The following is a 22,303-nucleotide window of genomic DNA, read 5'->3' as shown; positions in this document are numbered from 1 at the left end:
AAGCCTGCCTCTTTTCTCTTATTACTCTTCTTAATCACTTATTTGACAACTTTTTAGCTCTTCCGTTTGTTTAAGATAAATAGTAATCTACAATCCATAATCCATGAAAGTACATGAATATCAGGCAAAAGAGATTTTCTCCCGTTATAGTATCCCGGTAGAACGGCACATGTTATGTAATACACCCGATGAAGCAGTAGCTGCTTTTCGACAATTAGGAGTGAACAAAGTAGCCATCAAAGCTCAGGTGCTGACCGGTGGACGAGGAAAAGCCGGAGGCGTCAAGCTGGCAGACAACGAAGCGCTTGTGAGGCAGCATGCTCAGGAAATCCTGAATATGACCATCAAAGGATTTACTGTAACCCGAATCCTGATCAGTGAAGCTGTAGACATCGCGGCTGAATATTATGTCAGCTTCACCATCGACCGCAATGCTCGCTCAGTCGCCCTCATCATGAGTGCGGCAGGTGGAATGGATATTGAGGAAGTGGCCCGTAAAACTCCGGAAAAAATTATCCGCTACAACATTGATCCACTGATAGGATTGCCCAAATATCTGGCACAACGTTTTGCATTTACGCTCTTCGAACAAGCGGAACAGGCCAAACGCATGACCACTATCCTACAAGATCTCTACCAAGCATTCATAGAAAATGACGCTTCACTAGCCGAAATCAATCCACTGGTACTGACAGCTAAAGGCACACTGCTGGCTATCGATGCCAAAATGATATTCGATGACAACGCGCTCTATCGCCATCCCGATGTACAGGCCCTTTTTGAACCGACTCCGGAAGAACAACTGGAAGCCACGGCCAAAGAGAGAGGATTCAGTTATGTACACATGGACGGTGATATCGGTTGCATGGTAAACGGTGCCGGACTGGCAATGACTACAATGGATATGATTAAACTCTATGGTGGTTCACCGGCCAACTTTCTGGACATCAGAGGCAGTTCAAACCCCGTGAAGGTGATTGAAGCCATGAAGATATTGCTGAATGACTCGAAAGTAAAAGCAGTCTTCATCAATATATTTGGCGGCATCACCCGTTGTGATGATGTGGCTATCGGTCTGATACAGGCTTTCGACCAATTGCAAACGGACATACCCGTAATTGTAAGACTGACGGGAACCAATGAGAATATCGGCAGGAAATTATTAAAGGACAGCAACCGTTTTCAGGTGGCGAAAACTATGAATGAAGCCACTCTGATGGCAGTAAAATCAGTGAAAGGAGAAATTGCATGAGCATACTTATCGATAAATCGACCCGCCTGTTGGTACAGGGAATTACGGGCAGAGACGGACACTTTCACGCTGTGAAAATGAAAGAATACGGTACTAATGTGGTGGGCGGCACCTCTCCCGGAAAAGGCGGCAGCACCATCGAAGGGCTTCCCGTTTTCAACACCATGCACAAAGCGGTAGAAAAGACACAGGCCAATGCCTCCATCATATTCGTGCCGGCAAGCCATGCGGCAGATGCCATTATGGAAGCGGCGGATGCGGGAATCAAACTGATTATTTGTATCTCCGAAGGTATCCCCATCCTTGATGTAATAAAAGCCTATCGTTTCACCCAACTGAAAGGCGCAATGCTCATCGGACCCAATTGCCCCGGTTTAATATCTCCGGAGAAAAGTCTGGCAGGCATCTTGCCCGGTAATATTTTTAAAAAAGGAAATGTCGGAGTCATCAGCCGTAGCGGCACATTGACTTATGAGATAGTTTACCACCTTACGGTCAATGGCATGGGACAGTCCACCGCCATCGGCATGGGAGGCGATCCTGTAGTGGGCCTTTACTTCCGCGAACTGCTGGAGATGTTCCAGAACGATGAGGACACGGAAGCCATTGTCATGATTGGTGAAATCGGCGGAAATGCGGAAGAACTGGCAGCTGAGTATATAAAGAAGCATGTGAACAAACCCGTAGTAGCCTTCATAGCCGGGCAATCGGCTCCCCCGGGAAAACAAATGGGACATGCAGGAGCTATTATTTCCGGTAGCTCAGGTTCGGCTGAAGGGAAGATTACAGCACTCACAGCAACAGGGATACGGGTGGCCAAAGAACCGGCAGAAGTTCCTGTCTTATTAAAAGAACTAATAATACAATAATGACTCAAGTATCATATCTTCTGATTATCAAAGATACTCAAATTAATTCGTAGCTGGCACTCTGGATTGGCATATCCAGATTATGCAATACTTTTTCAAGTAGAATTCCTTCCCGGTTATCATACTCATAACCGAAAGTGGCACGAATGCCCTGAAGGATGAATTGCGTGGCACGATCCAAGGCAATAGGAAGACTATCGCCTTGCAATAAAGCTCCGGTGATGACGCTCGTAAAGGTATCTCCCGTTCCCGGATAATGGGCAGGCAGATAAGGACAGGTAATTTTCCAGTAACGATTCCCTACCCGGTTGTAGGCATATACCGAAGTTTTGTGGCTCTCGCCGTGAACGGGAACACTTGTTATAATAACGACCTGAGGACCGGCATCGGATAAAAATCGAAGATAGGTTTTCAATTCTTCATCGGTATTATCTGCTTTGTAAGGTTTGTCCATCAGGTAAAAAAGTTCAGTCAGATTCGGGGTTATCACATCGGCTTTCGCTGCCAGATGGCGCATCTCCCGGATCATCGATTCATCAAAGTTAGTATATAGCCGTCCGTTGTCTCCCAATACGGGGTCAACCACTACCAAGCCGTCCGGCTGGCGGAAATCATCTATAAAATCCGAAACAATCTGTATCTGTCGGGGAGAGCCTAAATAACCTGTATAAAAAGCATCAAACTGCACATCCAGCTTTTTCCATTCGGCAATAATTCTAGGCATTTCATCCGTCAGGTCAAGAATAGAGAACTCCGGATATTGCGTATGACTGGAGAGCACAGCCGTAGGTAAAGGGCAAACTTGAAAGCCCATGGAAGACAAAATAGGAATAACGACTGTGAGGGATACGCGTCCAAAACCAGACAGGTCATGAACGGCAGCTATTCTCTTTACTTTATTTGTATACATTTTAGAGTTTTATTACCCAATACTACCACATTCTTCGTTCACACAAAAATCCCCGCAAAGATAACTTTACGGGGAATAAAGAACAAGCTTAAAGGGAAAATGTTTAGGGATTTTAATTTCTCCGGAAGTAGCATCTTGCATCGATAAAAGCCGGTTACCTATAGGTTTAGACAGTTATAAACATTCTTTTTACAACAAAACCACTAAAATATAAAAGTTATCTCTATATTTGCCCACTGAGATTTTAATAAGGAATAGAAAACAGGAGCAAAAAGATATATGAAAGAGAAGCCAGACTTTGACTGTGATAAATATTGCCAGATTGCGCAAATGGCCAAAATGGGTTGGTGGGAATCGGACCTGAAGAATCGCCAATATATTTGTTCTGACTTTATCATTGACTTACTCGGACTTGAAAGTGACCGGATCAGTTTCGAAGATTTTCACGGAAGAATACGGGAAGATCATCGGAGGCGACTCAGAAATGAATACTTTTCGCTCACAAATATAGAAACCTACGAGCAGATGTTCCCCATCCAGGCAAAAGATGGGAAGGACATATGGGTATATTCTAAAATCAGCTTCAAACAACCGGATGAAGAGGGGTACAAAAATATAATAGGATATCTGCAATGTATAGACAAGCAGACCGAAGAAACAAGTGAAAGTACAGACTCTCTCCAGGTAAACAGCCTGCTTTATCAACAAAACAGTCTTTCTTATTCATTGCTCGCTTTTCTACAATCGGATGATATTACACAGATCATCAATAAAATATTGGCAGATCTCCTCAAACAAACCAAAGGAGACCGTACCTATATATTCGAAATAGACCAGGAACATAAAGTGCAGAGTTGCATTTACGAAGCAACAGCCGAAGGAATATCCCAAGAACTGGATTTCTTACAGAATGTACCTTGGGATGATTCTCTCTGGTGGGATCGCCAAATCTCAGAAAAGAGATCAATCATTCTAAATACGTTGGATGATATGCCGCCCGAAGCAAAAATTTACCGTGATACCCTGGAGGTGCAAGATATTAAATCGGTAATGGCGGTCCCTCTCCTATCGAAAGATAAGGTATGGGGATATATGGGCATCGATATGGTCAGAACACACCGCAGCTGGAGTAACATCGACCATCAATGGTTTTCTTCTTTAGGAAACATCATCAGCATTTGCCTCCAATTACGCAAAGCGGAACTTCAGGCTAAAGAGGATCGCCGCGCATTGGATCACAGTGAAAAGATTCTTCGCAATATTTATAAGAATCTGCCGGTAGGTATCGAGCTTTACAACAAAGACGGGTATCTGGTAGATATGAATGATAAAGAACTTGAGATATTCGGCCTAACGGATATGAAAGAAGCACTGGGGGTATCGCTGTTCGAGAATCCCAATATCCCCGAAGACGTGAAAGAAAAATTGCGTGCCAAAGAGAATGTGGACTTCTCGATTAATTATGACTTCTCTAAGCTCGACCGATACGTAACAAGTCAAAGAAAAGATGTTATCAATCTTCAAACAAAAGTAGCTCTGCTTTACGATTCACAAAATCAATTCAGTAATTACCTGTTTATCAATATAGATACTACAGAAACCACCAGTGCATACAGCAAAATACAAGAGTTTGAACATTTGTTCCTCTTAATAGGCGACTATGCAAAAGTGGGATTTGCTCATTTTAATATAATGACAAGAGACGGGTATGCCCAAGATACATGGTATCGGAATTTAGGTGAAAAGGAAAACACTCCCATGCCTCAGGTCATCGGAGTATATTCGCATGTACACCCGGAAGATTGCGCTGTCCTGAAACAATTTGTAGGTCAGGTTAAAGAAGGAAAAGCCACAAGTTTAAGTAAAGAAGTACGTGTCGATAAAGGTAACGGAAAATATTCGTGGACCAGTATAAACGTAATGGTCAGGGATTATCGTCCTCAGGATGGAGTTATTGAAATGCTGTGTATCAACTATGATATTACTCCCTTGAAGGAGACAGAACAGAAGCTGATCATTGCCCGTGACAAAGCCGAAGAACTGGACCGCTTGAAATCTGCTTTCCTTGCCAATATGAGCCATGAAATACGTACTCCGCTCAACTCCATCGTTGGTTTTTCCAGTCTGCTGGCAGAAACAGACGACAGGGAAGAACGCCAGGAATATATTAAAATAGTAGAAACAAACAATGAATTGCTCCTGCAACTGGTTTCTGATATTCTCGATCTTTCGAAAATAGAGTCCGGAACATTCGACTTCGTACGCTCCGATTTGGATGTAAACGAAAGCTGCATGAAAATCATCAAGTCGCTGGAGATGAAAGTACCGGAAACTGTGGACCTGGTCTTCGAGAAGTATATGCCCGATTGTCATATTTATACAGATAAGAACCGATTCATGCAGGTCATAACCAATTTCATAAACAATGCATTAAAGTTCACGAGACAAGGCACCATAGCTTTGGGGTATGAACAGACGTCACCCCACGAAATTAAATTCTATGTACGTGATACAGGTGTCGGAATTCCCAAAGAAAAACTCGATAGTATATTCGAGCGGTTTGTGAAACTTAACACCTTTGTACAGGGTACCGGTCTCGGACTTTCCATCTGCAAAAGTTTAGTATCTCAGATGGGAGGAAAAATCGGAGTGGAATCAACCGAAGGAGAAGGTTCATGCTTTTGGTTCACTCATCCGTATTAATCATTTTATTTTGTACCTTTGCGCCCGATTTACATTAGAGACGCAACCATCATGCAACAGAATAAACAACGCCCGGTAAGCTCGATAGCTTATCCGATATTGATTGCATTAAGTATTTCCCATTGTCTGAACGACTTACTGCAATCCGTCATAACCGCCACATATCCGCTTTTCAAAGAGGACTTGACACTGAGTTTTGCACAAATCGGATTGATTACGCTGGTTTATCAGATGTCCGCATCAGTGTTCCAACCCGTATTCGGATTGTTTTTTGATAAGCGCCCGTTTGCTTGGACACTACCAATGGGTATGCTGTTCACTATGACGGGGATGTTGAATCTGGCCTTTTCCACCAATCTTTATTGGGTATTGTTCTCGGTATTCATCATAGGTATAGGTTCTTCCGTACTTCATCCGGAAGCATCCCGCATCACTTCACTCGCCTCCGGAGGTAGAAGAGGTCTGGCGCAATCCCTGTTTCAGGTGGGTGGAAACCTGGGAGGCTCACTGGGACCGTTACTGGTAGCTTTAATTGTAGCGCCTTATGGCAGACACAACATCGCATTATTCGCTATTTTATCGGTGATAGCAATCATGGTAATGATACCTGTCGGCAAATGGTACAAAGGATACATTACCCGGATGAAACGTGATCATATTGCCCTGCAACCTCATATGCAGATGCCTTTGCCTATGGGGAAAACGGTTCTTTCCATTTCTATCCTGCTGGTACTTATCTTCTCCAAATATATTTATATGGCAAGCTTAAGCAGCTATTACACTTTCTATCTGATTGATAAATTCGGAGTAAGTGTGCAGGACTCCCAGCTTTACCTCTTTGTATTCCTTGTAGCTACAGCCATCGGTACACTGATGGGTGGTCCTATCGGAGATCGTATCGGAAGAAAGTATGTCATCTGGGGTTCTATTCTCGGTGCTGCACCTTTCAGTATACTGATGCCTCATGTAGGCTTGCTTGCCACAATTATTATGAGTTTCTGTGTCGGCCTGGTTCTTTCATCTGCTTTTCCTGCTATCCTGTTATATGCGCAGGAGTTATTACCCAGTAAACTGGGACTGATTTCCGGATTATTCTTCGGATTTGCTTTCGGAGTGGCAGGTATTGCCTCGGCTGTATTGGGAAATATGGCGGATAAGTTCGGCATCGAAGCTGTTTATAATGTCTGCGCTTATATGCCGTTACTCGGATTGGTTACCTGGTTCCTACCTGATCTGAAGAAAAACCGTAAGCAAATATCTGATTAGTATGAAGAAACTTATAAAATCATCCAAATGGGCAAGACACTTCCTACCCATCATACCTATAAGTGGTTAGGTACAAAGAAGCATTTCATTATTTGTGGGTATTTCATAACCCCCTCTGATGCCGTTACTTTGTAACCGTACAAATTAAACCATTTTATAGTATGAAGAAAATAGGAATATTTTACGGTTCCTCAACCGGAACTACGCAAGGCATTGCCGAAACAATCGCTTCTAAACTTGGCGTCCCCGCATCCGATGTAATCGATGTCAGCAAAATGAACGCCGACATGGTAAAGGAATACGAAGCTCTTCTTTTAGGAACTTCCACTTGGGGTGACGGTGAACTGCAGGATGACTGGTATGATGGCGTTAAAGTGTTGAAGGAATCAGACCTGAAAGAAAAAACAATTGCTCTGTTCGGTTGTGGTGACTCTGAGTCTTATTGCGATACATTCTGCGATGGTATGGGTATCATATACGAAGATATCAAGGATTCCGGTTGCACCACCGTTGGTAAGGTATCTGCAAAAGATTATTCTTTCTCCTCCTCTATTGCCGTTATCGATGGTATGTTTGTCGGACTCGCTCTTGATGACATCAACGAAAGTGATAAGACGGAAGAACGTATCGACGCTTGGGTGAACGACATAAAAAATCACTTGGCATAATTTTCTCTTATTCCATAGCCTTATGACAATATCTGACATTAACCCGGTAGAATTGAAAGTATTCCTGAACCACATCTACGAATTTAAGAAAGGAGTACGCCAGATGGTACTTTATACTACAAACAAGAAGTATGAAGCTTTTGCCGTGAAACGCCTGACAGACCAAAAGATAAGCTATGTTATCCAGCCGGTAGGAAACGGCAGGATCAATCTTTTCTTTGGACGCAAGGAATGTATCGAAGCAATCCGTCTTTTGGTAAGGCAGCCACTGAACAAGCTGTCTCCCGAAGAAGATTTTATACTCGGGGCAATGTTAGGTTATGATATATGTGCGCAATGCGAACGGTACTGTGAAAGAAAAGTCCGGTGCGCTTGATTAACTTTGCATGTGTTTAGTTAGTTGTTTTTGTAGAAAATGCCTGCGGATTCCGTAGGCATTTTTATTATATTATCCCGAAATAGAAAGACACATCAAGCATAGCTATGCATACCGCCCAGCAAATAATTTACTCCGAAGTAAGTCATCAGCACCGTAAGGAAAGCCAACACCATATAAGCATGGAAAAACCGGGGTTGCCGAAAGACGGCAAGCGATTGTCCGTGAAATGCCGCACCATAGATTAAAAAGGTGATCAAAGCCCAGACTTCTTTCGGGTCCCAGGCCCAATAGCGCCCCCATGAAACATTCGCCCACACAGCACCAATAAAAATCCCCGCCCCCAGACAAAATACTGCCGGATAGAGCATCAACCGACTAAAAAGCATCAATTGCTCCACACGGACCTTACGCTGTTCCTGAATCTCCGAATCGATTACCTTTTTTCGCCAGCCTCCTATGCAGAATGCCAGTAATCCATTTAGCATCATAAAGGCAAACAATGCATAAGATACCATAATCAGAGAAACATGGATACTTAACCAAGGAGACAGCAACACAGGCATCAGAGGAGTGATCTGAGGATTGTTCTGCCCAAGATAAGCTACTAATAAGGCAAAACCCGAAATAATCAACCCAAAAGGTAAAGTAAAAGAGAAGCGATGCCGGAATATGCACGCAAGCAGAAGTGTACACAGTGCCATAAACTGCATGGTTTCATATCCATTGCTCAGCGGAATACGCCCGCCAATATACCACCGCAAACAGTAGCCAAAGAGTTGAAAAAGAAATGCCACATAAAGTGCAACTGTAAAAACGCTCCATGCCTTACCCGCTGAACGATGCATGCTGCAATAAAGTAAATAGAAAAATGCCAGCATCCCTACAGTCAGATTGAACATAAACAACAGTTTGCTGAATGGAATGCGATTGTACAGTATTTCAGCCCGCACCTTTACGTCAGACAGTGGTTTTATACTCCCATCTTCCGGTAAAGGACGGATAAGCGTTCCACTCCGTAGCATCAGTATCAATCCTACCTTTTCATCCGTTTCCATAATAGCCTTTTCCAACGAAGTCATTTTCATGTGTGGCTTCTGCCCACCTTTCCAAAACTCCTGCAAACGATAGTTTTGCCCATCAAACAAATCAGTAAGACGGGCATAGGAAGAAGGCAATCGGAGCAAATGACGAAGTTCCGCACTCTTTATATAAATCATCGGTTCATTCTGCCAAACCTCCGGACGGAGTAACCAACCTCCGACAACCTGTTCGGGTGTCATGCCACCATAAGAAGATTTCCCGGTCAGTTTCAATACAAAGTCTCGTGCAAGGGTATTAAAAGGTACTACGCGATCATGATAAATCACTTGTTTGGATGCCAGACTATCCGCCTGTCTGAGTGCAAGTGCCGGAAGGCTTCTGTTTTCCGCTTGCACCACCATTCCCGTAGCCATGAGCAACCACACAAATATTCCTCCTTTCCGAAGCAACGGATGCCTGAGCAATCTGCGGAATTCTCCACTATGACTGACAAGCATCCACAACATGGAGATACCCAGCAAAATATATCCTGCATACGTAATCCCTATTCCCCACGGATCATAATTCACCGACAACCAACTCCCCTCCTTATCATCATCAAAAGAAGACTGGTAAAAGCGATACCCCTGACGAGAGAGGATACGATTCATGGAAACTGGTTCCGCATCCCGGATATAGCTGACATAATCTGCCGGGGCTTCCGTCCCCGGATAATACTCCACCCGGAAACTGTCCAGACACAATGTGAATGGTAATTCGATCACCCGTTTGCTGCCTTGGTCTATGAAAGTTCCCACCTCAGTACCTACTGTGAGATGCATATATCCTTTCTTGCTACATGAAAATGTAATCATGGCTCCCACCAAGATAACGAGGAAGGAGCCATGCAACAACAATGCCGGGAGATGCCGCCACAACTGCCGCTTAACCAACACGGCAACTGCCAATGCGGCAAGTACTCCCCACAAACAACAAAACCAAACTGTATGATAAACATACTTTTCTACAAACTCTGTTCCGTGTACATGCTCCACAAAGGTCACCATAGCGAGCAAAGCCACCAGACAGATATATAAAAAGACGAGACTTTTCTTCAAATTAAAAAGGTGCATATTCCTTATTCTTCAAAGCCTTAACTCCCATACATTCCATTTCGATCAACCATCCGGGACGACATACAGGCGCATGTACAAATACTCTGGGAGTATCCGGGAAACGTTTGTCATACATACTCTTCACAACTGCATAGTCTGCAATGTCACGCAGGTAAACAATCATATGTCCCAAATCATCAAATGTGCACTCCGCCTCTTTCAGCAAGGCTTCTACATTTTCCCACATCCGTTCCGTCTGCCTGCGGATGTCGCCGGGGTATACCACTTCCCCTTTATTGTTGATACTTGCCGTACCCGAAATAAACACTTGACGCCGGTCACCGTAATCGACATAGGTTCCGCGTTCAAAGCTGACACCATACTCATAAGTAGGATTCAGATGCGTAGGGGCATAAAGGAAGTGTATCTGTTCCGGCTTTAAGCCTGCCACAGCATAGGTATCCATTTGCACCAATACTTTAGGATCAGCATGACGTCCGCCGATACCAGTACTGGCAATATAGTGTGTTTTTTCCGTCAGGTTCTGAGTGACGAAAACCTCATTACGCGCCTTTACCACACCGGCATAATTCACATCCACATTCTGTACGAAGAACCAGGTACGGATACAGTTATCCGCCAATTTACATCCTTGTTCCATAAGTTGCATCACGTAGTCATTCAGCAACAAACGGGTCTGGTATTCAGAATTTGCAGCACGATTGAAAACACTGCCTCCCCACAGGTGACGATATGCATTGTGCTTTACTTCAAACAATCCGTTGTGCAGCACTTGTGTCTGCACATCGGTCTGTAAATAAGCCCACAAAGCTATTTTCGTCCCATCCAAAGGGGGTTGCTCTACCACGGAAAGAGCACAGTCGGAACTTTCGGCAGTGATAGCCAGCAGGAGGTCAGCCTGATTGGCGGTATCACTCAGGAAATAACGTTTAAACACAGCCATGGCACCTTTCAATTCACCTGCAAGCAAATCGTTGTAGGCATTGGCTACTGCATTTAATTGTTCCTCATAAGTATCTTCCGGCCGGGTAGAGTGAATCATTACATGAAACTCTGAAACGCCTTCTTTTACTTCATATTTAAAAATCTCAGTTAATGTATTCTCTGATTGGTTGGTTTGTTGTTTTTTGTTGTTCATTTCCAATATCGTTTACTCGTTATTCAAAAAAATACCTTCGTTTATCCAATTATCTATCAGTTTCAATAAGGGTTGCTCATCTTCTGACAGCATATCGGTATGGTTCATACTCGTATCACCAGCCCTGTTCAAGACCAGATGTAAAAAACTCTCTTCTGCACTGCCGGGTTTCACCAATAGTATATCACTATTCTTATGTGCCGGCTGGTTGACCAACGCATTATAGCTCTTACCCTCCGTCAGAAATAAATTACCCGATGCAGAACCGGTCTGCCCATGGCACGCTACACATCTTTTATCGAAAACCTGCGACTGGATGGAACTGAACATACCCACGTCCAGTGTTCCCACATCCATTAATATAGTATCTGTAATAGCTGCGAGTTCTTCATCTTCCATCGTCTTAAATTCGACAATACATTCGCGCAAACGACTGATAACACACAATTTGAGTGATTTCACATCATCACTGATACCTCCCAGTGTCATAACGATATCTGTTCCATCGGCTACATTGACTGGCAGTGATTTCGTTACAACGGCGTATTCACTTTTATCATTGAAGCCTGCCACAACGACACTATAATCATCCGTCCAATTGCTGATACCACTGAAACGACCTGTCAACTTTAGGACACGGCCGCCACGCTGCACCTCTATCTCCTTCTCATAGATTCTTCCATCATCACATGAACAGAAGCAGACTGTCATCCAGATAGCCGCAAAGAATAATATACATTTCTTCATAACTACTCTCTTTCTTTTTTTAGAAAGTATATTGCAGCATTACTGTTGCAGAATGAGTGGCCAGACCTAAATTATCATTATCTCGGTCAAGTTGTGTATCATGCCCCGTACGGGCAATATACTGGTACATAGCCTGGAGTTTCAGGTTACAACCCTTAAAGAAATAATTCATACCCACAGCCGGCATATTCAAAAATCCGTCATCGCCGGTACCGTTACGGTTAAAGAAGTCATAACGCAAGGCAGCCTGCAAACGGGGAGCAACAAAGTAACCGCCCTGTACATAACCACCCAAGTAATTGTAGCTTTCATTAATTTTCTGGCGTTTCGTGAAGCCCACATTCATATAATATGCTTCGGCACCCAGATACAGTTTGTTCTTTAACATGGCAAATTCCACTCCCACACGGGTATCATTGGTACTTTCATTCTCACTTTCCACATTGATTGAAGCCGATACACCGAACATGATCTTATCTTCATTCAAACGGTTAGGATTACCTTGAGTGGACGGCATCACACCTTTAGGCATATAAGTAAAGCGCCCCGCATACAGTAAAGAAGGGATATGCCAATCATCACTCAGAGTTTTTGTAGCTGTATTTACAGAAGAACCGGTACCATTGAATAAACCTACTTCATAGCCAAATTTATCAGCTAACAATCCGTGAATTTCAACACCGAGGTCAAAACCGGTACCGATGTTAGGCGTTACCGCATTCAAGGAATAAGGCAGAATGACAGCAGAAGTCAATGATACTGGCAACTGCGGCAACAATGTTTCGCCCAACGTCGTCAGATAAGCATGTGAGAAAGGTGTTTTGAATTTACCGACACGCACGGCAAACTGTTTTTTAAATTGTACATCGAACCATGCTTGTTGAAGCAATGCTCCCCCACTGGCAGCCGCATTGATAGAAAGATTAAAGGCTACTTTACCAAAAGCTTTACCAGTGAAGCCCAATACAGCATAGGGAATTGAGAAACCGGAATTAGCTACATTATCCTGATTGTATGCCTTATCCAGACCTTCATCATCATACCAATTGAAATTTGCACAAGTCTGTACCAACAGATAGGGCTTGAATACAAAGTCTCCCTTCTTGGTTTCTATCGTAAATCCCTCTCTTCCGGCAAGTGACACTACACCGTTTTCTGTATCTTCTTCATGCTGTGCCATAGCAGCCAACGAAAGGGCAGCCATTACAACCATTAAAATTAATTTCTTCATAATTGCTTGTATAATACTTATTGGTTTTATTGTTCGTTATTTGTTTTATAATGATTTCAGGAATGCGACCAAAGCATCACGATCTTCTTTACTCATCTTTTTGAAGAGATTCTTCGATGCTTCACCTTCACCACCGTGCCACATGATAGCCTCAACATAGTTGCGGGCGCGTCCATCGTGCAGGAAGTAAGTATGACCATTCACAGTTTCCTGCAATCCGATACCCCAAAGCGGAGTCGTACGCCATTCGTTGCCACGGGCCAAACCGCTTACGTAGTTATCATTCAGTCCTACGCCCATAATTTCAGAGCCCATGTCATGAAGCAGGAAGTCCGAATATGGATGAATTGTCTGACTACCCAGCCAGGGAAGACGGGTTCCGTTCAACAGTACAGACCCACGTGGTTTTGTGTGCAAGGTGGTTACATGGCAGAGATGGCACTTCGCCTTATAAAAATTCTGCTCACCCTTGATTACTTGTTCATTATTCACATTGCGACGTGCCGGAACACTAAGGCTCTGCATGTAGAGGTCTACATTCTCCATTTCTTCCGTAGATACATCCAATTGGGCGTAAGAAAGTCCCATCATACTGCCTTGATTTACTTGTGCCTGTCCTTCACAGATTTCTTCGGGATAGCGGCTGTTCGTAACTCCCATATCGCTGGAGAAACCAAGTTCCACTGTCAGGTCGGCATGCTGCGCTTTATTACCGGACAAGCCTAAACTTCTCACTCCTCTCTCGGAGATATAGTTGCAACGGCCACTGATACCATATTCCGGATAATTACTTTTAGCAGCCAAAGCTTCAATTTCAGTGGGATCGAGCGCCATCATTTGTCCCATACCTACGTGGCGCAAAGGAATACGCACCGTACAGAACAGGTCTTCGGGTTTGATGCTGTCCGCATACCATTCATAAATAGAATAATTGGGTTTGCAGAGTTCATACGTCTCACCATCAGGGAATTGGAAAGTCTCATAGGTATATTCCACTTTCAGTTTTCCCTCGGGCTTCACACCATAAATAGCCTGATCATGAAGCACGCGTCCATAATCCTGAAAGAAAGCTCCATTCTTACGACTAATATAAACCAACATAGACGAAAAGCCGGAACTGCCGGAACCACCTTCGCTCCACAAAGTCGGTTGCGTACGTCCGGCATTTCGGTGACAGCTACCACAAGAATAACCGGCATAAACCGGTCCTAGTCCTCCCCCTATTCCATTACTACTGGTGCGGATATCATCATACAATTTGTCACCACGGGTGAAACGTTTATCGTATGCCCCTGTTATCCAGTCAGCAGACCTATCATAAGCATAAGAGGAAGTCAGGAAGTTGGTAGCAGTACCGGCAGAGAGGGCAAAGCCGGCAGGTACTTCTATATCATCCACATCAACTCCATCATTTTCGCAAGCAAACAGTGCCAGAAGTGAAAAACAGATTGGAAATGAGTATTTTAATAAGCCATTCATTCGTTATTGAATTATTATTGCAAAATACGTAACTAACATTTATCTTTTTAACGCAGATGTTGCGGAAACAACAGAATATTCATTATCCCGCTGTTTCCGCAAAATCTTATTTCTAACAAGTAAAAATCTTACTGAATGGTACGGGCTTCACCATCTTTGAAGATCAAATATTCCAAAGTGTGGTAACCACGCAAAGCTTGTGCACCGGCAATTTTATCATCTTCTTCATCATAGTCACCATCCCAGTTCAGGTTAGAGTAATTACCGGAAGTCAGGATCTGTACGATACCATCCTGGTCAAGCGGCCAGCTATCCATATTGGGGTCAAGACCTTTGTCGGCAACCGGACCGAAAAGGAATGCCTCACTGGTTTCCCACGGTGTACGAGCAGCAAGCCATGCTGTGGCACAAGCCTTGAAGTTAGCATTGCTGGGAGAAGTACGGAATGTTTCAACAGCATCGAAAAGAGCCTGATTTCCCGCTTTCAAATCAGAGTAAGTAGGTAATACAACTACATCCACATAATTTCTTACGACTTCAGCCAACACTGTTTTATCAATACTTTCGATACAATTCTTCAAGCTTCCCTTGAGTACTCCCTCTAAAGTGGCACAAGCTTCCATAGCACTTACTGCTTCCGGACTATTGATATTGTTGCGGAAAGGACTCGGGATAGCCCAAATTGCTGCTGCTGCGTTATCAATCGCTTTTTTCACTTCAGTATCAAGATTAGCATTTACCGCGGCTACTGCTTTTGAGAGAGATGACTCGCTAATAGCCCCTGTACGTGTTCCGTAATAAGCATTACGAATAGAATAGATATTGTTACGATAGTCTTCACGAGAATGCCAGCTATACCATGACTCTACAGCATACAAAGCCTTTTCTTCATTATTATGTATGAAAAGATCGTAAGGGTCACCAATTTTGGCGGTACCTACTTCATTGGCAATGTCTACACAGCCGTCAATCAACTGCTCAACACTCGTCAAAGCATCTTGATTCTTAAAGAAATCTGCATAGCTTCCACCTTCATTGTATTTAACCGCCCAGTCATCATAAAGAGCAGTAGCATCATTCACCAACAATTGTGCAACTACTCGCATGTAATTTCCCCAACTACTTGCATTCTCTGCCGTATAGTCAAGATTTTTAGCGTCTATAGTCGTAGTGTCATCATCACTACAAGCCGTAATGGAACACATCATGCCCAATGAAAGAGCCGACAAATAAAAAAACTTTTTCATATTACTTAAACATTAAATTAATTATAAATACCTATTTGAACTATCTCTTGGTAAACCAACCGACATAAGCTATGCCGATAGCAAATTCATTTTCATTGTTATATTTAGTCGATCCAAATACCTTGTTCGTACCAATATGACGGGTAGTATAATCGGCCTTCACAACCAGATTCGGCAATGCAAACCAGTTAACTCCTGCCGTCCATTTGCTTACCTGACAGCGTTTCTCCATTGTAGCTGAACCTTCTGCCTCTTCCTGCGGGTTGTAGTATTCATAACGGGCATAAGGATAAATAACCGGACATTTCTTCTGCGAGAAGAAAGCACTCAGGTTGAGACCAGCCTCCAAGCCATAGCACAGAGCATTCTTAGCTACATTACGCATAGCACCATGATAATAATTGGAGTTATTGGAAAGAGTAACCTTGCTGATCTTGGAAGAATTCTCTAAATCACCATAAATGATATTACCACGAGCGGTAACATATTTATTTTTATACTGTGCATCGGCAGAGTAGATTTTCACTGATGAGCGACCTACGCTGCTATACTTATAATTCTTATCAGCATTGGCCGTCACGTCATTACAATAGTAAAAAGCAGCACCTACACGCAGTCCCGGTACCCCTTTATAGTCCAGACGTGCTACATAAGCAGGCGAAGTAAAGTTATCTTGTTCAAAGAGTCCCTGCTTACCACCGGCAACCCAATTATCGCGACCAAATCCATCAGCATTCAAGCCGGCAACAATCATTGCCTGATAATCAAAGCGCGCATATCCTTTACCAAAAGAGCCGAAGAATTCCAATCCTGTCTCATGCCAGGTAGAAGGAATAATTGTGGTTTCACCCTCAGGACGAGATGTTCCAAAGAAGTTGATAGGCTCATGGTGTGCATTGGTCAATCCCATAGGTACAATCAAATGACCGGCACGAACATTGAAAGCCGAATGTATCAGACGGGTAATGTGAAACTGCTCAAGAGCAACTTCTCCCCCCTTTTCCATTTCTGTTTCATACTCACCGTTTTCTGAATTCTCAAGTTCTGTTTCAATACCTACACCTCCTGCTTCAAACTCTATTTCAGCACCCAGTATCCACTTGGAATTAAACTTGTAGTCAAAAGCCAACACAAAACGAGGAATTGCAATGGTATTGCGATGATCACTGTTATCGACCCCACCATAGAAACGATTCGTTCCGTAGTTCATAAACTTTGCTACCATTTCTCCGTATCCACCGAAACGGAACTTTTCGTATTCGTCATCTTTTGTTACCTGTTTTATTCTCTCTTTCTTTGCCGTAGTTTCAGATACCTCTTCTGTTGAGGTTACTTTTTCAGGTTCATTAGCCCGTAAAGTATTGTTAAAAAGCAAGAAACCTAAGGCGAATAAGCAAGTTAATTTTCTCATCTTTTATCTTAAATTTTGTTGGCGCAAAGGTAGAGGGAGTTGAAAAGGCGGGCAATACCCAAATATGAGTATTATGTTATTAAAAATAATAACAAGTAGGTACTTAAACGAACACTATTTCTTTTTGTTCTTTTTTACAAAGCAGTAATTCACTAAAAAGATAGTCGCAAAGATCACAGCAATCCAGATAAAACTAATAAATATCAAATAGCGATTATAAATGTACTCTCCCTCTTCAGGAACATGATTAAGCATACATAGCAAACAGTTACACTGAGGATTATCAGCATCATGAGAAAAGTAAGAGTACAGTAAAAAAGATAAGCTACCTGCAAAAAGAATAATAATAGCTATTATTCCCCATCTCTTACAACTTAAAGGTCTGCCAATTGCCTTTTTATGATTGGTTAGTTTCACCATATAGTAGTTTATAGTTAGATTATACGCGCAAAGTTGCATGCTTTCAGTGACCTTGGCAATACCCAATAATTGTGATTTTTATAAAAATCTAACAAAAAACCATCATTAATGGGTATTTCAGAAAAGGCGGATTCTCCCCTACTTTGCAGTCGAGAAATAAAACTTATGCAATACCCTAAAGATGACATACAAAAAGAAATTTTGAAAGCTGCCGAAAAGGTATTCCTCGAAAACGGCTTTCCAAAGGCTTCCATGCGTGAAATTGCGCAAGAAGCACAGGTAGGGTTGAGCAATATCTATAACTATTTCAAAAGTAAGGATGATATTTTCTGTACGGTGGTACGGCCTGTAATCAGTGCATTCGAAAGAATGCTACACGAACATCACGGTCGTTATGGAGCAGATATCATGGAGATGTATTCCACAGAATACCTACGATATGTGATAGAAGAGTACATGACATTGATACAAAAGCATCGCAAATTGTTGGTATTGCTATTTTTCCATGCACAGGGTTCTTCACTGGAAAACTTCAAGGAGAACTTCACCGAACGCTCCACATCACTCGTGAAAGAGTACTTCAGAGATATGAAAGAGAAACATCCGCAAATGAATATCAATGTAACCGACTTTTCTATCCACCTGCACACGGCATGGATGTTCACCATGTTTGAGGAATTGATCATGCACCGAGTCGGGATAGAAGATTTGGAACAGATAGTCACAGAATACATCACATTCGAAGTAACTGGTTGGAGAGAGCTTATGAAAATATAAGCTCTCTCTTTTTTTGAATGAATCTGAATATTGTTCGTTTTTAAAAGTATAATAGATTATGAAAGAGAAACTGAAAAAGAAAAAAGGAATCGCCCGCCTGTTTGAAATTGCAGGCGAGCGGAAAGGACTGCTGATCCTGGCCGGTATCTTGTCGGCAGGAAGCGCTACGTGCATGTTGGTTCCCTACTGGTCGGTATACCGCGTATTGCAGGAGTTACTGCTTCACGCCAGTGACTTAGAAAAGATAGATAGCGGGATACTGATATACTGGGGATGGTTTGCCTTCTTCGGACTGATCGGAGGATTATTGCTACTTTATGCGGCACTGATGGCCTCACATGTAGCAGCTTTCCGTATCCTATACGGATTACGTATCAAGCTATCGGAACACATCGGACGCTTATCGTTAGGATACCTGAACGGTACATCTACCGGAAGCATCAAGAAAATTATGGAACAGAATGTAGAAAAGATTGAGAACTTCATTGCCCATACCATCCCCGACCTTGTGAATGTATTGGCTACGGTCACTCTGATGTTTATCATCTTCTTCTCCCTGAATGGCTGGATGGCTGCGGTCTGTCTATTCTGTATCGCATTGAGTATAGGATTACAGTTTGCCAACTTCTTCGGGAAAAAGGCACAGGAGTTTACTAAAATCTACTTTGATACACAGGAACGAATGAGCGCCTCAGCCGTACAATATGTACGTGGCATGCCGGTCGTGAAAATCTTCGGTCAGAGCGTCCGGTCATTCCGCCGTTTCAATAGTGAGATTGAGGCGTATAAGGAATATGCACTGAAAGTATGCGATACATACGAACCCGGCATGGTGGTCTTCACCATATTACTGAACTCACTCATTACGTTTATTCTGCCGATAGGTTTACTATTACTGAGTCATGAGCCACAAAATCTGGCATTAGCCGCTGTCTATCTATTCTTTATTATTATGGGTCCCGGAGTAGCCTCCCCTATTTATAAACTGATGTTCCTCGGATCGGGTACACGGGAAATAGACGAGGGCGTAGAACGTATTGACCGTATCTTTGCCGAGCCACCCGTACCGGAGGCACAAACACCGCAAGTACCCGCCGGTTATGACATTGAATTCCTCAAGGTTAGTTTCGCTTATGAGAATAAAGCGGAGACAACTCGTACCGAAGCGCTGCGCGACATCACCTTCACAGCACGCCAAGGTGAAATTACGGCACTCGTAGGCCCCTCAGGTTCAGGAAAATCTACAGTAGCCAATCTGATTCCCCGCTTCTGGGATGTAGTGGAAGGCGAAATACGGATCGGAGGAGTCAACATCAAAAATATTCCCACCGAAAAGTTGATGGACATTGTTTCCTTTGTTTTCCAGGATAGCTTCCTTTTCTTTGATACCCTCTATGAAAATATCCGGGTAGGAAACTCCAGTGCAGGGCGCGAGGAAGTGATAGCTGCCGCAAAAGCCGCACAGTGCCATGAGTTTATAGAAAGCCTTCCGCAAGGTTATGAAACCCGCATCGGAGATGAGGGCGTCTACCTTTCCGGTGGCGAGTCGCAACGTGTCTGTGTGGCAAGGGCCATCCTGAAAAATGCCCCTATCCTGGTGCTGGACGAGGCGACTGCTTTTGCCGATCCCGAAAATGAATATAAGATGCAGCAGGCTTTGCAACATCTGATCCAGAATAAGACGGTTATCATCATTGCACACCGTCTCTCGTCCATCATTTCGGCACAGCAAATCATCGTACTGAACGAAGGAAAGCTCGTACAGCATGGGAAACACGAGATATTAAGTAAAACGGAAGGATTATATAAGAATATGTGGGACGCTTATACGGATGCGTTCCGCTGGGAACTAAACAGTAAGAAGGAGGTAAAAGAATGAATGCAATAGAAAATATTACGATAGGGCACACCGAACGCCTTCGCAAACCTGTGGGCTACACGATGCTTGCCAACCTGGTAAATATTGTCCCATTCTGCCTGTCTATCGAAGCAATCAACGTGATATTCCGTGCTTTCGATGGCAGCGGAATGCCGCTGGACACTCAACGGCTCTGGACTATTTTTATCCTGCTTGTAGTGTATGTATTTGTCATGGCGTTGGCCGAAAAGGTTTCCTACCGCGCCAATTTCCGAGGTGCCTATGAAATGAGTGCCGCAGGACGTGTTAGCCTGGCAGAGCATTTGCGGAAACTCTCATTAGGCTTCCTGTCACGCCGCGATCCGGGTGATCTTTCCTCCATGCTGATTACAGACTTTACTATGGCGGAAACAGGTATTTCGCATCATCTACCCCAATTGATGGGTGCACTGGTGATGCCTGTACTTGCCTTCCTTGGCTTGCTATGGATAAATTGGCGAATGGCCGTTGCCATGTTTATAGCCCTGCCACTTGCCGTAGGAATATTGCTGGGCAGTACTTACCTGCAATACAAACTGAGCGGCAAACAGATTGCTGCCAAAATCAATGCAGGCAATCGCCTGGAAGAGTACTTGCAGGGAATACGGGTAATGAAAGCATATAATCTGCTGGGCGACAAGTTTGTCCGTCTGAAGAATGCCTTTGCCGAACTGCGCCGTGCCTGTATCCGCCAGGAAGCATTGCTCGGCCCGTTCATACTGCTTTCCGTAACGCTGATACGAGCAGGTCTGACGTTGATGATACTTTGTGGAACGTACTTATTGATAGGAGGAGATTTATCCTTGCTCACGTTCGTTATGTTCCTCGTTGTCGGTTCCCGCGTCTTCGATCCGCTGACTTCGGCACTGACCAACTTTGCAGAATTCCGATATTTCTCCATTGCAGGAGGGCGTATCCTGACGCTGATGAACGAACCGGAAATGCAAGGAAGTAAAGAAGCCCCGGAAAGCGGTGATATCACTTTCTATCACGTATCATTCGGCTATCAGAAAAAACAGGTACTGCATGATGTATCGGTAACACTGCGTAAGAATACACTCACCGCTCTGGTAGGTCCTTCGGGCAGTGGAAAAAGCACCATGCTGAAACTATGCGCACGTTTTTACGATCCGCAACAGGGACAGGTTTTATTTAATGGAGTAGATATGAAAACCCTGGAACCGGAATCGCTGATGAGTCATATCTCAATGGTATTCCAGGATGTGTATCTGTTTCAAGATACTATTCGCAACAATATCCGTTTCGGTAAAACCGACGCTACGGACGAAGAAATAGAAGCGGCGGCCCGCAAAGCATGTTGCCACGATTTCATCATGCGATTGCCCAAAGGATATGATACGCAGGTCGGTGAAGGTGGTTGTACCTTGTCCGGTGGAGAGAAGCAGCGCATTTCCATCGCACGTGCTATATTGAAAGAAGCTCCCGTAGTGCTTCTGGATGAAGCAACGGCTTCACTCGATCCGGAAAATGAAGTGGAAGTACAGCGTGCCATCAATACATTGATTGCAGGACGTACGGTAATCGTGATTGCCCATCGCCTGAAGACGATCAAGAATGCAGATAACATCATAGTATTGGAGGAAGGACGCATGGCTGAACAAGGTAAGCATCAGGAACTACTCGATAATAAGGGGCTATACGCCAAGCTATGGAATATACAGGAAAAGACATTGGGGTGGAAGTTGTAAATTTCAAAGACCACTCAAGAAAATCCTACTAAAATAATAATTCG

At 43.6% G+C, this 22,303-nt stretch carries 18 protein-coding genes; 9 read left to right on the top strand and 9 right to left on the bottom strand.

Annotated elements, in window-relative coordinates; all coding sequences use genetic code 11:
• Nucleotides 1-103: 103 nt before the first annotated feature.
• On the top strand, nt 104-1,252 hold the full coding sequence (gene sucC, locus VYM24_RS15760) for an ADP-forming succinate--CoA ligase subunit beta (RefSeq protein WP_330940379.1): 1,149 nt from the start codon (nt 104-106) through the stop codon (nt 1,250-1,252).
• Nucleotides 1,249-2,121 carry a succinate--CoA ligase subunit alpha gene (sucD, locus tag VYM24_RS15755; protein WP_330940378.1) on the top strand — a complete coding sequence of 291 codons (873 nt, stop codon included), beginning with the start codon at nt 1,249-1,251 and terminating at the stop codon, nt 2,119-2,121. Before sucC ends, sucD begins: the two co-directional genes overlap by 4 nt.
• A gap of 37 nt (nt 2,122-2,158) precedes the next feature.
• Here the strand turns inward: sucD and VYM24_RS15750 are convergent, their stop codons facing one another.
• The gene (locus VYM24_RS15750) at nt 2,159-3,031 is read right to left on the bottom strand and encodes a pyridoxamine kinase (RefSeq protein ID WP_330940377.1); all 873 of its coding nucleotides are present in this window, start codon (nt 3,029-3,031) and stop codon (nt 2,159-2,161) included.
• 279 nt (nt 3,032-3,310) lie between these two features.
• On the opposite strand from VYM24_RS15750, the gene VYM24_RS15745 reads away from it, so the two are divergent.
• The 4 genes from VYM24_RS15745 to VYM24_RS15730 all read left to right on the top strand — a co-directional run bounded on the left by VYM24_RS15745 (nt 3,311) and on the right by VYM24_RS15730 (nt 8,044).
• On the top strand, nt 3,311-5,734 hold the full coding sequence (locus tag VYM24_RS15745) for a sensor histidine kinase (RefSeq protein WP_330940376.1): 2,424 nt from the start codon (nt 3,311-3,313) through the stop codon (nt 5,732-5,734).
• Nucleotides 5,735-5,785: 51 nt separating this feature from the next.
• Nucleotides 5,786-7,000 (top strand): MFS transporter, encoded by a 1,215-nt coding sequence (locus VYM24_RS15740; protein WP_330940375.1) that lies wholly within the window; start codon nt 5,786-5,788, stop codon nt 6,998-7,000.
• Between the two features lie 161 nt (nt 7,001-7,161).
• Entirely contained in the window at nt 7,162-7,668 is a 507-nt protein-coding gene (gene fldA / locus VYM24_RS15735; protein WP_299089620.1) for a flavodoxin FldA, read from the top strand.
• Between the two features lie 22 nt (nt 7,669-7,690).
• The gene (locus tag VYM24_RS15730) at nt 7,691-8,044 is read left to right on the top strand and encodes a DUF2023 family protein (RefSeq protein ID WP_007212218.1); all 354 of its coding nucleotides are present in this window, start codon (nt 7,691-7,693) and stop codon (nt 8,042-8,044) included.
• Between the two features lie 95 nt (nt 8,045-8,139).
• Here VYM24_RS15730 and VYM24_RS15725 read toward each other — a convergent pair whose 3' ends face one another.
• The 8 genes from VYM24_RS15725 to VYM24_RS15690 all read right to left on the bottom strand — a co-directional run bounded on the left by VYM24_RS15725 (nt 8,140) and on the right by VYM24_RS15690 (nt 17,942).
• The gene (locus tag VYM24_RS15725; RefSeq protein WP_299089614.1) at nt 8,140-10,200 is read right to left on the bottom strand and encodes a cytochrome c biogenesis protein CcsA; all 2,061 of its coding nucleotides are present in this window, start codon (nt 10,198-10,200) and stop codon (nt 8,140-8,142) included.
• Nucleotides 10,187-11,341, bottom strand: a complete 1,155-nt coding sequence (locus VYM24_RS15720; RefSeq protein ID WP_330940374.1) for a Rid family hydrolase — start codon at nt 11,339-11,341, stop codon at nt 10,187-10,189. The genes VYM24_RS15725 and VYM24_RS15720 overlap by 14 nt, the downstream gene beginning before the upstream one ends.
• A gap of 12 nt (nt 11,342-11,353) precedes the next feature.
• Entirely contained in the window at nt 11,354-12,088 is a 735-nt protein-coding gene (locus VYM24_RS15715) for a hypothetical protein (protein WP_330940373.1), read from the bottom strand.
• Nucleotides 12,089-12,107: 19 nt separating this feature from the next.
• Nucleotides 12,108-13,319, bottom strand: coding sequence for a porin (locus VYM24_RS15710; protein ID WP_291553751.1), 1,212 nt, complete (start codon nt 13,317-13,319; stop codon nt 12,108-12,110).
• 45 nt (nt 13,320-13,364) lie between these two features.
• The gene (locus VYM24_RS15705; RefSeq protein ID WP_330940372.1) at nt 13,365-14,798 is read right to left on the bottom strand and encodes a di-heme oxidoredictase family protein; all 1,434 of its coding nucleotides are present in this window, start codon (nt 14,796-14,798) and stop codon (nt 13,365-13,367) included.
• Nucleotides 14,799-14,926: 128 nt separating this feature from the next.
• Nucleotides 14,927-16,045: an imelysin family protein gene (locus VYM24_RS15700; protein WP_291553753.1), complete on the bottom strand. Its 1,119-nt coding sequence runs from the start codon at nt 16,043-16,045 to the stop codon at nt 14,927-14,929.
• A gap of 40 nt (nt 16,046-16,085) precedes the next feature.
• A complete protein-coding gene (locus VYM24_RS15695) occupies nt 16,086-17,456 on the bottom strand; it encodes a hypothetical protein (RefSeq protein WP_291553754.1) in 1,371 nt (456 codons plus the stop codon).
• A 114-nt stretch (nt 17,457-17,570) separates the two neighbouring features.
• Entirely contained in the window at nt 17,571-17,942 is a 372-nt protein-coding gene (locus VYM24_RS15690; RefSeq protein ID WP_410490202.1) for a hypothetical protein, read from the bottom strand.
• 99 nt (nt 17,943-18,041) lie between these two features.
• Here VYM24_RS15690 and VYM24_RS15685 point away from each other — a divergent pair, with 99 nt between their 5' ends.
• The 3 genes from VYM24_RS15685 to VYM24_RS15675 are packed head-to-tail and all read left to right on the top strand — an operon-like array spanning nt 18,042 to nt 22,259.
• Entirely contained in the window at nt 18,042-18,653 is a 612-nt protein-coding gene (locus tag VYM24_RS15685) for a TetR/AcrR family transcriptional regulator (RefSeq protein ID WP_044155328.1), read from the top strand.
• 58 nt (nt 18,654-18,711) lie between these two features.
• On the top strand, nt 18,712-20,532 hold the full coding sequence (locus tag VYM24_RS15680) for an ABC transporter ATP-binding protein (protein ID WP_330940371.1): 1,821 nt from the start codon (nt 18,712-18,714) through the stop codon (nt 20,530-20,532).
• Nucleotides 20,529-22,259: an ABC transporter ATP-binding protein gene (locus VYM24_RS15675; protein WP_299089602.1), complete on the top strand. Its 1,731-nt coding sequence runs from the start codon at nt 20,529-20,531 to the stop codon at nt 22,257-22,259. Before VYM24_RS15680 ends, VYM24_RS15675 begins: the two co-directional genes overlap by 4 nt.
• Nucleotides 22,260-22,303: the final 44 nt, after the last annotated feature.

Source organism: Bacteroides sp. MSB163 (assembly GCF_036416795.1).
In the GTDB taxonomy this organism is placed as follows: Bacteria; Bacteroidota; Bacteroidia; order Bacteroidales; family Bacteroidaceae; genus Bacteroides; species Bacteroides maternus.
The sequence above is the reverse complement of the archived record's forward strand: the minus strand, read 5'-3'. Positions and strand labels throughout refer to the sequence as shown.